This window comes from Psychromicrobium silvestre (assembly GCF_013408295.1).
GTDB lineage: Bacteria > Actinomycetota > Actinomycetes > Actinomycetales > Micrococcaceae > Renibacterium > Renibacterium silvestre.
This window is the reverse complement of record NZ_JACBYQ010000002.1, coordinates 514,570-530,715: the sequence shown is the minus strand read 5'-3', so window position 1 is coordinate 530,715 and position 16,146 is coordinate 514,570. Positions and strand designations below refer to the sequence as shown.

General features: G+C 56.3%; 14 protein-coding genes and 1 pseudogene. 5 read left to right on the top strand and 10 right to left on the bottom strand.

The genetic code is table 11. The features are described 5' to 3' along the window. Window positions 1-12 precede the first annotated feature (12 nt). Window positions 13-1,194 carry an ACR3 family arsenite efflux transporter gene (gene arsB / locus FHU41_RS10490; RefSeq protein ID WP_343046306.1) on the bottom strand — a complete coding sequence of 394 codons (1,182 nt, stop codon included), beginning with the start codon at window positions 1,192-1,194 and terminating at the stop codon, window positions 13-15. Between the two features lie 90 nt (window positions 1,195-1,284). Between arsB and FHU41_RS10485 the strand changes: the two genes are divergently transcribed. From FHU41_RS10485 to FHU41_RS10475, 3 genes are all read left to right on the top strand, one after another. After that, a complete protein-coding gene (locus FHU41_RS10485) occupies window positions 1,285-1,635 on the top strand; it encodes an ArsR/SmtB family transcription factor (protein WP_179389613.1) in 351 nt (116 codons plus the stop codon). A 493-nt stretch (window positions 1,636-2,128) separates the two neighbouring features. After that, the gene (locus FHU41_RS15520; protein WP_425503327.1) at window positions 2,129-2,491 is read left to right on the top strand and encodes a helix-turn-helix domain-containing protein; all 363 of its coding nucleotides are present in this window, start codon (window positions 2,129-2,131) and stop codon (window positions 2,489-2,491) included. 452 nt (window positions 2,492-2,943) lie between these two features. Then, complete coding sequence (locus FHU41_RS10475; protein ID WP_179389611.1) at window positions 2,944-3,129, top strand: hypothetical protein; 186 nt, start codon at window positions 2,944-2,946, stop codon at window positions 3,127-3,129. A 29-nt stretch (window positions 3,130-3,158) separates the two neighbouring features. Here FHU41_RS10475 and FHU41_RS10470 read toward each other — a convergent pair whose 3' ends face one another. The 8 genes and pseudogenes from FHU41_RS10470 to FHU41_RS10440 form a co-directional block, all read right to left on the bottom strand. Beyond that, on the bottom strand, window positions 3,159-4,316 hold the full coding sequence (locus tag FHU41_RS10470) for a hypothetical protein (RefSeq protein WP_179389610.1): 1,158 nt from the start codon (window positions 4,314-4,316) through the stop codon (window positions 3,159-3,161). Then, a complete protein-coding gene (locus FHU41_RS10465; protein WP_179389609.1) occupies window positions 4,313-5,359 on the bottom strand; it encodes an ImmA/IrrE family metallo-endopeptidase in 1,047 nt (348 codons plus the stop codon). Before FHU41_RS10465 ends, FHU41_RS10470 begins: the two co-directional genes overlap by 4 nt. Before the next feature lie 1,136 nt (window positions 5,360-6,495). After that, on the bottom strand, window positions 6,496-7,476 hold the full coding sequence (locus tag FHU41_RS15160) for a hypothetical protein (protein WP_246279596.1): 981 nt from the start codon (window positions 7,474-7,476) through the stop codon (window positions 6,496-6,498). A 228-nt stretch (window positions 7,477-7,704) separates the two neighbouring features. Then, window positions 7,705-8,136 (bottom strand): annotated as a pseudogene (locus FHU41_RS15515) (TniQ family protein); the annotation flags it as partial. Next, window positions 8,105-9,172 carry an ATP-binding protein gene (locus FHU41_RS10455; protein WP_179389607.1) on the bottom strand — a complete coding sequence of 356 codons (1,068 nt, stop codon included), beginning with the start codon at window positions 9,170-9,172 and terminating at the stop codon, window positions 8,105-8,107. The gene FHU41_RS10455 and the pseudogene FHU41_RS15515, both read right to left, overlap by 32 nt. Further along, entirely contained in the window at window positions 9,172-11,172 is a 2,001-nt protein-coding gene (locus FHU41_RS15410; protein ID WP_179389606.1) for an integrase core domain-containing protein, read from the bottom strand. Before FHU41_RS15410 ends, FHU41_RS10455 begins: the two co-directional genes overlap by 1 nt. Continuing rightward, window positions 11,162-11,908 carry a TnsA-like heteromeric transposase endonuclease subunit gene (locus FHU41_RS10445; protein ID WP_179389605.1) on the bottom strand — a complete coding sequence of 249 codons (747 nt, stop codon included), beginning with the start codon at window positions 11,906-11,908 and terminating at the stop codon, window positions 11,162-11,164. The genes FHU41_RS15410 and FHU41_RS10445 overlap by 11 nt, the downstream gene beginning before the upstream one ends. A gap of 427 nt (window positions 11,909-12,335) precedes the next feature. After that, entirely contained in the window at window positions 12,336-13,535 is a 1,200-nt protein-coding gene (locus tag FHU41_RS10440; RefSeq protein ID WP_179389604.1) for a citrate/2-methylcitrate synthase, read from the bottom strand. Window positions 13,536-13,609: 74 nt separating this feature from the next. Here FHU41_RS10440 and FHU41_RS10435 point away from each other — a divergent pair, with 74 nt between their 5' ends. Next, a complete protein-coding gene (locus FHU41_RS10435) occupies window positions 13,610-14,863 on the top strand; it encodes a citrate/2-methylcitrate synthase (protein ID WP_179389603.1) in 1,254 nt (417 codons plus the stop codon). Here the strand turns inward: FHU41_RS10435 and FHU41_RS10430 are convergent. After that, window positions 14,860-15,120, bottom strand: a complete 261-nt coding sequence (locus FHU41_RS10430) for a cell division protein CrgA (RefSeq protein WP_179389602.1) — start codon at window positions 15,118-15,120, stop codon at window positions 14,860-14,862. The two genes, FHU41_RS10435 and FHU41_RS10430, sit on opposite strands and share 4 nt — an antisense overlap. Window positions 15,121-15,304: 184 nt before the next feature. Between FHU41_RS10430 and FHU41_RS10425 the strand changes: the two genes are divergently transcribed. Beyond that, complete coding sequence (locus tag FHU41_RS10425) at window positions 15,305-16,144, top strand: class E sortase (protein WP_425503301.1); 840 nt, start codon at window positions 15,305-15,307, stop codon at window positions 16,142-16,144. Window positions 16,145-16,146: the final 2 nt, after the last annotated feature.

Here is a 16,146-nt window from a genome sequence, read left to right as displayed (position 1 = left end):
CGAGAAATCTGACTAATGACCGTTGATAACAGCAGAAGCCGGTTCATCTGCAGTAGCTGCCCCTAACACCGCTGATCCGGTACTAGTTGTTCCGGTACTGGCCAGGTTGATGTGGGCTGATGTGGGGGTGAAGAATCGGCGCCGCGCCCAGAGCGCTGCGTAGACCAGGGCGACGAGCACGGGAACTTCGATGAGCGGGCCGACGACCCCGGCGAGGGCTTGGCCGGAGGCAACACCGAAAGTGCCAATCGCGACCGCGATCGCCAGCTCGAAATTGTTCCCTGCCGCCGTGAACGCTAACGTCGTGGTCTTTGCATACCCCAGTGCCAGGGCATTACCGATCAACATGCCGGCGGTGAAGACCACCAGGAAATACACCAGCAAAGGCACCGCGATCCTGATGACATCCAACGGTTTGTTGCTGATCGTTTCCCCTTGCAGGGCGAAGAGCACAGCGATGGTGAACAACAAACCGTAGAGCGCCCACGGCCCAAGTTTCGGCAGAAGACGATCCTCGTACCAGGGCCGGCCCTTAGCCTTCTCCCCGAGAACACGAGTCAAGAATCCGGCCAGTAGCGGGATGCCCAGAAAAATCAGCACCGAGACACTGATAGACCAGAAAGAGAAATCAGCACTAGTGGTCGGCAAGCCAAGCCAAGAGGGGAGGAGCTGAAGGTAAAACCAGCCCAGTGCACCGAACGCGAGGACTTGGAACACCGAATTAATCGCCACCAAAACCGCTCCTGCTTCCCGATCACCACAAGCAAGGTCGTTCCAGATCATCACCATCGCAATACACCGGGCCAGACCCACAATGATCAAACCCGTCCTGTATTCGGGCAGATCAGGAATGAAAATCCAGGCCAAAGCGAACATCAACGCCGGCGCTAACACCCAGTTCATCACTAACGAGGTCACCAACAGCTTCCGGTCGGAAAGCACCCGGCCAGTTTCGTTGTACCGGACTTTCGCCAATACCGGATACATCATCACCAACAAGCCGATCGCGATCGGTAACGACACCGACCCGATCTTCACCGCATCTAATGCCGTGTTCAAGCCCGGAATAAGCCTTCCAAGCAAAAGACCAACGACCATCGCAGTAACAATCCATACCGGTAAGAACCGGTCGAGCGTCGATAACTTACCCACCACGCTCTTCTCATCGGCCAGATCAGGGGCTAGAGCACTCACGAAACTCCTCAACTAAACATCGAATGTTATCGATGTATTGAGTATCACCGCATATATCGATGGATGTCAATATGTGTCATACTGGACTCCATGACCGCACTGCAGACCCTCGAGCTAACCCCCGTCGATGCATGCTGCACTCCCAGCACCGTAGACACCTTGGCAGCCGAGGAAGCGCAGCAACGGGCAGCCTTTTTGAAGGCGCTGGCTGATCCCAATCGGCTCCGGCTACTCTCCATAGTCAAGGCTGGCCAGGGCGGGGAAGCATGCGTCTGCGATCTGACCGAACCGCTCGGTTTAGGGCAGCCCACAGTATCGCACCACCTGAAAATCTTGGTCGATGCCGGTTTTCTCACCAGGGAAAAACGCGGCACCTGGGCCTACTACTCCCTGGTTCCCGGCGCCTTGGAACAGGCTGCCGGACTCATCACCTCGCTCTAATACCTCAGAACCGCCCCCAGCCGTGGTCCGGTCGATGATGCGGGAAGGCTGGCCTACAGTCGAACGAATCCATTCCGAAAGTATTGCCACCGGCAACGCCACCTTTGCTGGGGGTCAAGGAATTGGCTGCACCTCCTCGCAGCCCTGGCATACACCGCCGAACAAGCGGGATAATGGGTGATCCAATCGTCTATTTTCCGGGAAGATCTGGCCAGCCTCGCCTGCACCACAAAAGCGGATACCGCGCCGTCGGCCGCCGAGGCCAGTGGCGCAACACGATGCTGATCGAACCCAGGCTCTAAATACTCTGATTTCTCGAGGAAACTGCGACTGCGCCAAAATTTTGGAGAGTTGTCGGTAGCTAGTCAGAGCAATCCAACTAACTACCTTCAGAAGTTCTCTGCTGTGCGGTGATCCCACCCTAAGGCACTCGGCCGACAAAATGGCACCAACTAGCTAGAACGTTGTGATTTTATATTTCATTTTCCGGAATATGGGATACAATGAAATTATGGTTTCGTCGACTGACTGCGAGCAGACATGGTCGAAGACTCTCTTCGGTAACAGATTCATGTTGCGTTTAGCTGAGGGGATCATGGACTCTACTGAAGAGTTCACAGGGACGCAGTTAGCTTCCCTGACGCAGATTCCTGGAAGTACCGTACATCGATTGCTGGTAGATTTGACGGTCGTTGGGTTGGTCTCCAGGCAGCCGGTAAAGCCGGATAGTAGGGCACAGTATTTTACTCGTAGCGCTCACCCATTTTGGGAGGCGGTCGCAGAATTGACTCGGACTGCGCGAGAAAAAGAGCGTAGATCAAGGACCCTCACTACGGGTATGGGAAGGAAGGGGTAATTATGAATGTGTTAGCTTCGATCCCTCACCTAGCAACGTCCAGCTCTGAGGCAAAACTGGTTAAGTCTCACTTCCAAGGTGTGCCTGTCAGCCTGGAAGTCCTACCTATGCAAGCTGAAATCCAACGTCGAAAAACTGGTGATGTAAGAGTCCCAGTGAACCCAGAGCTTTTGGACTTGCTGCTGAAACTTCCTTCTGAATCGTTCCTGCCGCTTCGTGCCTTCCCTAGCAGGGAGCAAGATCAGCTGAGCGGAATGAGTGAAGGTCTTATCGAGTGGGATTCTGGAGCGGAGGGCGCGCTCGTTAAGCGAATTGTGGCCCCTGCTGTGACGCCCCGCGCTGTTTGGATTGCGGGGCGGGGTTGGGAGCGAACTCTGTCTAACGCCACACGATTTGGTCAGTATTGCCAACGCACTATGATTCTTTCGCGGATACCAGATGATGCTGAACTGATGTGCCTGGAAGCAGCCTATTACGGAGTAGGTATCGTTATTGGTACCTCAGTGCAGCTCTCTGAGGATCCTTTGGCGCTTGAGGTGCTGCTTGAGCCAGCCCCTTTCCTGCCGAGCAGGTACACCGGAGCGTTATGGAGATTCGCCGAAGTGGCCTACGATTCCTTGCGAAACTCACCAGGGTGAGCCGATTCCTTTGAATCCACAGCTTGGTTCTATGCGGCCCAGCTTTTAAGGGCTTCAGGCACACCTATTTTTACCGAAATTTTCGCCGAAAGAGTTTCATGCTCAACTAGCGCTTGAATTACCAGCTCGCGCCACCATTCGTAGATGCTTTCACCTGTAAGCACTCCGAGGTCGCGCCGCATCTGCATCAGGGCTACGAGGTTGTGCAGATGCGCTTGAAGGCGATCCTCATCTGAAGTCGTGTAGGAGTCGAGGGCTCTGTTGGAACAGATAATGCATGAGCAATAAATTGGCTCCGATGAGGCGAACCATTGTTCACGCATCACGCTCGATCGCGTATAACGCAGCATTTTCGGTATTAGTAGATGAGGGCTTTTGTTATTCGGATCACTGGAGTTCGACCCTTTGTTGGGTTCGAACCCTCTGCGGATACTCGGAAGAAAGCCAATTGAGGCAGCGATAGCGCCGTGAGCCAGAGCGTCGAACCCAGCTAGATCCGTCCGCCACGCAATTGCGCCAGGGACCTGACGGAAGAAAGTTCGGTATCCTTCGACAGCTCCATCGTTGCTGAGAGGGTCCTGATAGCTGTCGACAACGATCAGCGCCACTGGGTGGATACTTAGTCGTGCGACTGCGATGAGCTGAGTTAGCCAATTCTTAGACAACCAAAGATGGTGGACAGGAAGCAGCAACACCATATCGTCACGAGTTTCCTTGTTGCCAAGTTCAATCGCAGCCTTGAGTGCTTGTGATTCCCCAGGGGCGATATAGCCGGTTGGTGTCACAGTCACTGTGGCACCGGCTCTTGCTTGGGCTGCGAGAACCTCCCCGAGGGTCAGCGGAATCAACATCCCGTCACCTTCGGCCACATCGAAAGGGTGGCTGGCCGTCGCAATGTACTTGGTGATTGAGGTTGGTTCGACCGCTACAACCATCTGGGGGTGGTGGCGTTTCAAGACCCTGACTGTATCTAGTGCCTTCGCCCCGGTAATTACAATCCCGGAGTACTTCGTGTCGATATGCTTCATCGCGTCGAAGGCATTCGAACTGACAAGCATCAGCACCCTACCTTGCAACGCTGTCGCTGCGGCGGTTGAAAGTGGCGACAGGCGTGTAACGGTCGACATCGCAGAAGATTCACGATCATCGATCAGGTTCACTGTGGGGGCGTTCTCAGGTTCCATCATCGTTCCTCATTCCCATAAAGAGTGTCGAACTCATCGAGTGTCAGATGTGCTGCTTCAGCCAGATCTGAAGGTGTCTCACCTAAAGCTAGGCGCCTCTTGATGGCTTCTGGAATTTGTTGGGGGCCTGCGACAATAATGTCGACAGGTTCTCGTTTTCGATAACCTGCCCGGGACATTTCAATGATCAGAGCCTTATACCGCGCCTCAGTAATGGTGCCGATATCGCGGGCGCGCCTCAAGAGCGCAGCCATGGAGACCTGCCACCGAGACTTGAGGCGGGCAAGCGAAGGGATGCTTATTTCTTTAAGTTCGCTCCGGATATCCTGCAATGGCATCAGGAATTCACTGGCGAATCGGTCTGCTTCTTGCTCTTGATACTCAGAGGGAAGCTGATGCATGATCGCGTGACCTAGTTCGTGAGCCAAGGTAAATCGCTGGCGATCACCTGGTGCATGATTACCAAGGAGGACCAGTGGCCAATCTCCCTCAGGCCAACTAACAATCGCATCAATCTGGGTTGAACCCAGATCGCGCCTAACGACCGCCATTCCTGCCTGTTCCAGCACTTGAACAATGTCTGGCAACGGACCCGGCGCTAGAGCAAGCCTCTTTCGGAGGCCCTGCGCGACTTCCTCCGGCGTAGTGAGGCCGTCCTCTGGTAACGGGGTTCTCATCAAAGTGGGAGATTGACGGCCTGATCCCAACAGCGCATCGACCTGGACTCGGGTGAAGTCCAAGATCGCTCGAATTTGATTAGTCTTCGATACTGGCAAGGTGGCGCGTTTCCGATGGAAAACCAATCCTGATGATTTCCCCTCATCAATGGCAACGTCCAATGCTTGCACAGGGACACTGAGGGTTCGCGCCAGGAGAAGCTTCCGTTCTTCGTCCAGCTCCATCAGTCCGCTCTCGACTTTTGACAACACGGCCTGAGAGATCTCCGTCTCGGAGGAGACCTCTTTTTGCGTCAGACCGCGGGCGACTCTGATCGTGCCCACGAGGGGTCGTATCACAGTGGCGGAGCCATTAGGCGAAACTTCCATAACCACCACAGTAAATCATCAGCACTCTCATTGCAAGATAAATATGCAGAAATATTCCTACATATTGATGGGAACTAGATTTATATGGGCGGGTGCTCGGCAGAGCATTCACTTGGCCAGCACGAAGTCCTCCCGATCAGATGAGGTGCTTCGCCATTAGCGCGAGTGTTTCGGCAGGTGTTCACAACACGGGTGCTTCGTCGGCTGGTCGATACAGCGCAAGACTTCGCGGCATATTAGTGAAGGCGACTCTGCCTCGTTTGGCAAGGACCCTGATGACCTGAAAGAACGCTTCCGAAAACAACTGAGGGTGGGGATTAGCCTTCCTGGCTTGAGACCATGACGGACCTTCTCCATGGTCCTGGTTGTACTGGCCGATGAAGTTTAGGACCTGACTGATCCAAGGTTCGTCCTTCAACAGGGCCCTGACGCGTACACGGGATTGTTGCCACCGTCGACGATCGCTCTCTGTCTTCACAGCCTGAGAAAGATTGAACTTTGCCCATGAACGGTGTTGGCGTAGCCATTGGCACAGAGCAGCCCACTCAATTTCTGACAATCTGCGATCCGGCAAAAAGTCATCGACAAGTCGGAGCATATCGATGTTGATGTCCGCTCCGACAGTGTCCATGGCTCGCCAAAGAGTTCTAATCTTGCGATCTGGAAGCAGCCCTAACTCGATAATTGATCGAATGCAGCGTATCTCTTCGTCCGTCAAGGGCCTGTCCGGAAGATGTTCTTGAACCTTCAAAACACGCAGCGCATTCGGGACTCACCAATCTCTTCCAACAGGCGACGTGCTTGCCGAAATCGGGGATCTTCTTCTGCAGGTGTAGGACGCGGCACCATTTCAACACCAATCTCGATCGATAGCTGCGCACCATCGTACCTGGACGTCTACACTGGCCCGGCAAAATATCAGGGTCCGGCTAGATAAGTTCTGCCTGTCAAAAACTGACCTTGAGATAGCAAGAAGAGTAAATCTAGGGAGTGCCCTCGAAACTAGCTCAGGTGCCAGCAGTTGTCTGTGAGGTAATCGCGGAGTCGGGACTAAGGGTTTGTGATGACTATCCCCGTACCGTGGCCGAGTAGTTTGCAGGACTCCAAGGGTGGTCCGATGGGTGTTCTGTTTTGGGTCATTCCCGGGGCGGCTTCCACGTGGCGGGTTCATCGCGGAGGCAGGGCGCGGCGGGTAGAAGAGCATCGATAACGGCGGCGGCGAGTTCTGGGCTGAGATGGGCTCCGTTGTTTGGATGCCCTTGACGGCGATGGCTGATAAGCAGGCGCTGATATGAACTGGGTGGGTAGGAGGGGTGCCCCCCGGTGAGGTGTGCCCATAGGTCTAGGATTTCGGTGGACGCTGGGGCTTGCTCAGTTGTTGCCCCTGTGACTGAGTAGAGCGCGTTTTCCAGAAGTTGCGGGTGTTTGAAGGTTTCTCGACGTCGGTGGTAGTCGATCGGGACAGTCAGTTCTTCAACACGGTCAGTGAGTTCTTCCAGGAACTCTAGTGCTTCGTGCGTGTAGCCGGTGAGGGATGCTTCATGCCAGAACACTGGGATGCTTTGGGTTAGACGGTAAGGCAGTCCAAGATGGGCCCCCGCTTTGGACCAGTTGTAGTCGGTACGCATTTTTAGCCAGGCCACCGACAAAGCGATGCGATGGACACGCTTTTGCTGCAAGAGGTGGTGAGTTGAGGCTTCTGAAATCCATAACGCAGCTGGGGTGATGCGGCGGGCTTTGAGTTCAGCTTGCGGCTGCATCACGGCAGGGGCGGGGAAAGAGGTGTGGGCGAGGAGAGCGTGACGTATTTTTCCTGCGAAGTCGTTCGGTGGGTGGTGCGGATTTCCGACCGCTGTGTATGTGATCTTGGCGATGAGGTTTTTATGTTCGGTGATGGCTAGGCGGGCCGCCGACCCCGGGTGGGGCTGATCGAGTATCCCGCTCAGTTGCTGGATGCGTTGGCGCATTTTCTTCGGCCCGAGTTGCTGTTTGATGAGTGGGTTGAAACCGCCTGAGGCGTCAAGTAGCCACAGGAAGGCATCAGCGTAATCGTGGGGGGACACCGTCATCCCTAATGCTCTGCCGTCGTTGGTTGCAGAATCAGACAGGTCACTCAACGGCGTTCTTGTCTGATCTAAGAGGTGTTGCCAGCGTAGAAAGCGACTTTCCTCAGCCGTAACAACCCTTGAGGGAAGTTCATTGAAGCGTTGACCGCACCGGGTGCTACGCTCCGGGGTTCTGAGGTGTCCCAGGCAAAGGCTGCCGGGGTGGGAGGACCATAACCACCGGGTGGTCCGGAAAGGGTAGATACCGCATCTCGGACAACGCTCGTACAGAAAGCATTGATGCTTGTTGCACACCAGTGCCAGTGGGGAGAACCAGGAGGCTTGCCATCGGCCACCGTTATCGGACAAACATTGCGGGCAGAACCGTGAAGGGGCTTGGACGGGCAACGGTTTGAAACCATAGAGCTTCACGGCCCGAGCCCATAACAGGTCGCCGCGTTCGTCTCTGACCGTGGCTAGCCAGTCCGCAGGGGTGTGGGTTTGTGCTGAAATGGTTTCAGCGCTGTCTGCCACATGGTGCGCAATGGTGGTGAAGGTCTGTCTTTTTGTTGGCAATCCCAGAGCAGTAAGAATGTCCTTGACCCCGACCTGATAGGTTCGAGCAACGGTGCGAAGCCATGACGGTAACGACTCCCCAGGGAGTGGTGTGACCGCTAATGGCCAGGACGGCTCGAGGCGGTCACGCTGAGGCGCTGGAACGACTCGCAGCATTATCTAACGTCACTAGCTGAAGAGTTTTTTCACTAATGGTTTCCTCACCGGAACGGATTGCCCGGTGGCAGGCTCGGTCAACCAGTGCCGCGAGGGAAGCTATATGGCCTTGGGTGCGTTGGGCGATCAGTTCTGCATGATCGGTGAGCATTCCCGGCTTGCGATTGACCAGCAATAGATGGGCCTCAATTGTTGACAACAACTCGACCCAAGCTCTGGCCCCGGCATCGGTGTTCGTCAGAAACGGTGCCACGGTGTGGAGGGTGGTGCGTCTTGCAGTTTGCGCTAGAGATGCCTCTTCTGAAGTGCGGCCCTCGTTGAAGAACGCCTTTTTTGCTAATCCGACACCGGTAAAAATGAACACTACCGGGAGTGCGTTTGCCAGCCACTTCAAATGATCAGAAACCTCAACACCGCTGCGCTGCCGGAAATCAATGAAGTGTAAGTCGTCCACCACAATGGCCCTTGTTTGGCAAGACTCCACAAAGTTCACCGCCAGGTCAGCCAACCGGGCCGAGGTTACCTTGTCAATCGCTGGGTGACCGTAAAATTCAACAATTTTCCGATTTAGTGTCTTCAACGTCATACTCGCCGTCAACGACACGAATGCGATGGGAATGCGCTGGTGGCCGGCTGTCGTTCTTGCTCCGTGGCGGCGAATATCTCTACGGTGCAAACCGCGACCGTACTGGGTGACGATTGTTGTTTTTCCCAAACCAGGAGGCGCATCGATAGCCACTCCGCCCTTGAGCCGGTGACCATCGCGGGCGGAGGAATAGAAAACCTCGTCCATCACCTCGAAAGCACGAAGCAACTGCGGGGTTTTAATCGTCGGAAAATTTACATTCCACACTTGCCGACATTCGTCATAGTCTTCCCGCTCCTCCTCACCCAACTTCCGCAGCTGGGAGGCTGTGAGTAGTTTGACTGGGACACGATCCGCAGCCTCTGCGAAGGCAAACCAGCCTCGTTGATGCGCCAGATTGATCTGGCGTTCGCTGTTATCTTCCAACCATGCAGCCCACTGATTTCCCATCAGTCCAGCGTCTCCATGCCGGCTCCCTCAGGACGGTCTTTGTAATACTCCTCGAAGACCTCTGCTTCGATGTTCTCGATCATTGTTTCCGCATGCACCCGCCGAGTGAGTAAATCAACGACTGCGCCAGGTGCGTGCGGACTCTTCCTCTTACCGTTGCGCTTGGCGGATGTTACTGGGGCGGCAACTAAGGGCTCAGCACGTGCTGCAGTGCGGCGTGCCAAAGTCTTGCTTCGACGATCCAAGACTTCCCCGCGGGACCACTCCAGCAGTAAACGACGCATCTCCGTCTCTGGATCGAACCGCCTATCACCAGAAGAAGCGACTTCCTTGGCGTAAGCGGCCGCCTCAGCGCTCAGCGGTCCGTTAAGGCTCTTAGCATGCTCCCACTCCAAGGAGGAGAACTCTTCCGTATCGGGATCCCGAAAATATACCCAGCGAATGTCATAAGAATCAATGAAGAACGGCCATTTACCTGCCTGAGCGCCCACATATGAAGAGCGCGAACCACGGTACATGTTCACCGCGGAACCGTTATACGTGCGCCCATCGATCTCCACCCCGTAATGATGGATCGCCCTCCACTTCACCTCAAGAAACTCATAACGCAACTCATTTGAGGCAGGGATTCTCAGTACCCCGCCCTTTTGCACACCAATGTCCCACACCTCGGATGGGCTGAATCGCTCAGACGGCAACTCGGGTACTACCAGGCCGGAATGAGGTCTTTGATGATAGTAGTCATTGATCCATTGTCGAATGAGATCCTCTAACTCGCTGACATAGTAGAAACCCTTGAGCTCTACATCCTTCCCTCGCGAATACACATCAGGGCCTTTATAACCGTCGAGGTTCTCCAGCAAAGACTCCCTCAAAGACCGGAAAAACCGTTCCACGGCTGCCTTGTCGGTCGGCTTGCCCGGGATCGCTGGTTGAACATTGATGCCCAGCCTTCCGCAGGCACCCAGCACATGAGCCGACAGATACTGTTTGCCATGATCGACCACGATCGTCTGAGGAACACACGACGGTGCCCATGCAGGTTGTTCCGACGCCCCGGAATCTTTGTCAGACCTGTCATCCTTCTGGAAGGAAATAACCTCAAATAACACGGCAGCGACATCAGCAGACCTCGTCGATACCGGAGATAAGCGCAAACCGGGAACACAACGTGAATAAAGGTCAAGGGCTATCGTCAACTCGACGGAGACCCACCGATGGGTCACCGGTTCCATCGCGAAAACATCCAAAGGAGTGGTATCCAACATCACCACTTCCCCCGGAGCATCAGGGCGAAGCTTGCCGAAGAAACCCTGAGGACGTTCGGCGACCGAGCGCCGATTTTTCGCCGAACCAAACGTATATTTTCCCTTAGCCAATCGTTCAATCCATCGGCAACCAGTCTGATAGGTAGGAATAGGAACCACCCCGACACCATAAGAGTCTTCCAACAACGCCTTGGCCTGCATCAAGATGCGCTTCTTGGACGGAGTGGACTCAAACGTTGCTTCTCGCATCGCCCTCTGGCAAGCACTAACCCACCGCCGATCAACCTTCGCGGAACGCTGGCCCGTAGAACGAGAATCAACTAACCCCGCCAGACCCTGATCACGAAAAACAACCAAACGCCTCCTCAGCGTTCTAGCAGTAGTCCCCAACCTCTCAGCGCCCTCCACCAAAAGAGGCTGCTGAGAGGCTCCTTGGGACACCGCGGAAGAAATTCCAGCCAGAACTTCAACCTCCAGTTCCAAACGAGCTCTCGACTCCTTCGATAACTGAGCCAACTCAACACCCAACATCGGATCTGAGCCCCCGTCGGCTACCTCAGCACCCTCCGAACGCAGCGTCCCAGCATCAAGCATTGAAAGAGACACCCTCCGCACCTGACCAGCACGGTACAAAGTCACCGAGCGAGCATCAAGAGACCCCACCTCCCACAACCCGCCATCAAACCAAACCCAACCACCAACCTCTACAACAACAGCATCATCAGAACCCACGAGATTCTCCTTCAAACAACAAAGAACTACCGGATAAAGGAACCCTCAGATCAACACCCACCTCCCCCCACCACAAACGCTCCAAAACCAGCGACAACGCAGACCGCTCAACCGAAGCAAAAGGTTCCAATGCCCCGGACGCTTCACTCACAGTCAACCCCGCTAAATCCTCGGCACCCACACCGACCAACGGAGGATCAAAAAACAGCCCCGCAGTGCGGTAACGACCGATCAGACGAATATTGCGTAGAATAATCCGCCGCACCCCCGTAAAAACCTGATACTCCCAGCCTTTAGAAGCACAGACCCGGCTAGTCCACTCGAAAATCTCAGCCACCTCGGGCCGGTCGAGCTTGTCTTCTGGCTTCACATCAACAACACGGAAGCGGCCCTCAACGGTTTGCAGAAGAAAATCAGGCACATGCGAACGCATCCGGCCCAGGAACTGGCCCCTCAAACGAAAAGGTTGCGAAGCGATACCAGTAATAGCCGAGTCAAAATCCGCAACCCACAAGAACGACTCCTCCAGGAGGCTCTCATACAGAAGCTGAGTCCGAGTGGTAGCTGACCAAAAAATGCCAGGATAATGACGCTGGCCAACATAACTAGAAGGTCGCCGAACGGGCGACCCACGGAGAATATCCGCCCCAATCACCTCTGCAGCAGACACTCCCACCGCAGTACCGGTCGAATCCCGGTACTCAAACTGAACCACCGAACTAGAAGTCGGCACCATGCTCACAGTCTCCACCCGTGACACCAAATGATTAGATTTGACACGCGTGGCCACTTTAAAGTTACAAAGCACAGATCCAACGCGAACCTACATCAGCGCCTGCCTACCGAAATCCACATGCGTTATCCACACGGTGGAAAACTTACACACATGTAATTCCACACATGTGGATAACGCAGTCGCGGGGTCTAGGGGGATAATCGAGATTTTGCCCACAGAGTTATGCACATTGTGGATAACTTTCATCACAGGCTGTGCATGCCGCTCATGGTTCAGGGGAGCAGGCAGGAGCGCCGCAGCTCAGATGCCGGGTCCCACTGAGTTGGACATCTCGGTGGGACCCGGGCAGCAGAACCCAGTCAGATCCAAGGCTCGGTGTGACCAGGTGCGGAAAGGGTTCAAACCAGGCTCAGGAACAAACGCAGAACTAAGCCTGGGGAAGAATTCGGGCCTGAATCTCGGCAGGCAGGGCCTGCGGCGCGGGCGGACCGATGTATCGCGCGGACGGGCGGATGATCTTCGGATCGTCGCACTGCTCCAGCACATTGGCACACCAGCCCAACACTCGAGCTGCGGCGAAAGTCGGGGTGAAGAGCGCCCGGTCCAGACCTACCAGTTCCATCACTATAGCGGCGTACCACTCCAGGTTTGTATGCAGCTCACGGCCCGGCTTGAGCTGCTCCAGCAGCACCGGAATCCGTTCCTCAACAGCCACCGCGAAGGCCACCCGTGACCCGCCGAAGCCGAGAGCCACTTCCTTCAACAGCGCCGAGCGTGGATCCTCGGTCCGGTAGACCGGATGGCCAAAGCCCATGATCCGCCGCCCGGCCATCACCTGCTCGGTGATCCAGGGGTCGATATTCTCCAGCGAACCGATGGCATCGAGGGTATCCAAGGCGCGGCTGGGCGCACCTCCGTGCAGCGGGCCGGAGAGCGAACCAAGCGCGCCCACCAGGCAGGAGGCCACATCCGCCCCGGTCGAGGCGATCACCCGGGCGGTGAAAGTGGAGGCATTGAAACCGTGGTCGACGGCGGCCACCAGGTAATTACTCAAGGCGCTCACTTCGCGTTTGGGAGCCTCCACACCCGAGAGCATGTAGAGGTAATTCCCCACATAACCTAACTCTGGACGGGAATCCAGCGGGCTCAAACCCTGGCCGAGTCGATGCAGCGTGGAGATGATCCCGGTGACCTTCGCTGCCAGTTTGATGAGTTCTTCGACCCGCTGATCCCGGGACAGATCGTATAAGGGTTTGACGGCGGTAGCGGCACCTTCGAAGGCCAAGGCGGCTCGCAAGCCTGCGAGCAGATCGAGTTGTCCCTGCTCTACGGCTCGGCTCATACCGATGAGCATTTCAAGCAGCGCGGGGGAGAGCGTAGTGTGTCCAGCGATCCGGCCCAGAAAGTCTTCGAGCTGCGCAGGGCTGGGTAACTCGCCAAACATGAGCAGATACCAGACCTCTTCGATGGAAGCTTGTCTGGCTAACTCAAGGGCAGAGTATTGCCGGTAATGATAAAAGCCCTCCTGCCCCCGCACATCGCTCAGCATGGTTTCGGTGACCACAACGTTGCTCAGGCCGCGAGGAACCTCTATCGGAGTGTTGTCTAATCTTGATGCCGTCTGCATAGGGGTATGCAATCACCGATATTGATCGGACAATAATCAATATTGATTGAATCAAGTTGGGTAGTGAGGAAGCCATGACGGAACGACTGAGTACGGCCCAGGCTGCCGCCCGACTAGGCGTCAAAGCTGCCACCCTCTATGCCTACGTATCTCGCGGCTTGATTAGCAGTGAGCGAGCCGTGGATGCCGCCGGTTCCACCTTCGATCCGCTTGAAGTGGAGACCCTGGCCCGCCGTCGCAGATCTGCGGGGGCAGCATCGGAACTCTTGAGTACGCCACTTACCGGGACCCCCTTGATGGTGATGGACTCGCCCATCGCTTTGCTCAGCGAAGACAGCCTTTACTACCGGGGCCTGCCTGCGGTTGAGCTCGCTCAGCAACATCGCTTCGAAAACATTGCCAATTGGTTGTGGTCGGACGCCGAAACCCCCGAGGATGATGCGAAAGAAACCTTATCCTTCGCGGCCCCGGTGGACCTTACTCGGCTAGTGCGAAACGCGCGCCGGCTGCTCGGCCCGGAAGCCCGGGGTGTGGACTACATGCAGCAAGCTTTGCTCATCGCTTCCAGCCACGATCCGCTGAAACGAGATCTGAGCCCGGCGGCCGTGCGCAGCCTGGGCCAGCGGACGATGGCGCTCATGATCGAAGGGCTTCCCGGTGAGAGCCGGAGAGGCGGCGCTATTGCGGCCCAGCTATGGCAGCGGTTAGCCGAACGGGAATCCGAGCCAGCCGACGTCGAACTGCTCAATACCGCATTGATCCTGCTGGTTGATCACGACTTAGCCGCTTCCACCCTGGCCGGCCGGGTGGCGGCGAGTGCCCGGGCGCATCCCTATGCCGCCCTGATGAGCGCGCTCGCGGCCTGCGACTCCGGCCTGCATGGTTCGGCTAGTGTGACCGCCGCGGAACTACTGCGGGCTGTGCTGGCAGGATCCAGCCCGGAGCAAGCGATTTCAGCGCAGTTGGCCAGCAGCAGCACGCCCGGTGCGGGCATCCCCGGCTTCGGGCATCGGATCTATCGCCATCGAGACCCGCGTGCTGCGGTGTTACTCGCCGAGCTACGAAAGAACCCGCACTACCGTGAAGCCTGGCAAGCGGCAGCCGCAGTGACCGCCGTCGTGCATGCCCGAACCGAACAGCCGGTCAATGTCGATCTAGCGATTGCGGTGCTGATGATTGGCGCCGGGATGCCCCTTGATGGTGGCCAGACGCTTTTCGCCCTAGCCCGCACCGCTGGTTGGCTGGCGCACATCATGGATGAATATCTGCAAAGTCCCTTGCGACTGCGCCCCAGAGGGCAATACAGCGGCCCCGCACCGCAGAGTTAGCTGCGCCAGCGAGTGGTCATCAGGAAGCCAACAATGGCAATCCCGAAGCCGATCACGATGTTCCAGGCGCCAATCCCCGGGATGGGCAGCTGATTCGGGGTGGTTGAGGTGATGTAGAAGGTGATGATCCAGAGCAAGCCGATGATCATCAGGCCGAACATTACCGGCTTGTACCAAACGGCATTCGGCTTGACGACCTTGCTGCCGTCCGCATTAGTCGGACGGGCGGGACGACGGCGGGATTTCGACTCGGGCACTGGCTCTCCTTGACGGGCGGGCGGCAAGGCCGAACCACCGAATGGGGTGCGGCCCGGGCAATTGGTATCCTGCTATAACACAGCACGACTACTGCCGGTCCACTTGGTTTCTCGCAGCAATTCTAGCGGTAAATCAGTGAACCGTGCCCGTGGAACTGTGTTTGGCAATATTCAGGAGATAGCAGTGGATAGATCCCCAGGGGAAAACTCGGAGCAGCTCGGCCTTGATGAGCTGGTTCAGTCCGCGCAACGGCGGGACCGTTCCGCACGCTCAAGCCGCTCGGAGCAGCGGGAACGCAAGGGTGTTTTCCGCACCATCGTTCAGGTTTTCGGCGAGTTGCTGATCACCCTCGGCGTTGTTCTGATGCTCTTCGTTGGCTGGGAACTGTGGTGGACCAATATCTCCGCCGATCAGACCCAGCAGCAGGCAGCGCAGCAGTTCGCCCAGCAACTCGGTGGCCCGGTAACTCCCTCTACTACTCCAAAAAACTATGGCGCACCGGTGGTAACCAAGGCACCCGCAGCCGATCTGGATGTTTTCGGCCTGGTCTATATCCCGCGCTTCGGACCGAATTATGCGCCGCGGCCGCTTGTCCAAGGAACTAATCAGCAAGAGCTGGACACCCTGGGGTTGGGCCACTACCCCAGCACGGCGATGCCCGGTGCGGTTGGGAACTTCGCGGTCGCAGGCCACCGGCAGACCCACGGCGCGGTGTTGGATAACATTCACACCCTGGTTCCCGGGGACAAAATCTATGTCCAAACCAAAGACGGTTATTACACCTATGTCTTCCGCAATACCGAGATTGTGCTACCCACTCAGACCAGTGTGCTGTTGCCGGTCCCCACGCTGAAGAACGCCAAGCCTCAAGAACGGATTATGACCATGACGAGTTGTAATCCACGCTTCGGCGCTCAGGAGCGGATTATCGCCTACTCGGTGATGGAGTCCTGGCAGCCACTTAGTGCGGGGCCACCCGCCGCTATTGCGGCCCAAGCCGCAGCGATCGCAAAGAAGGGCTAGAA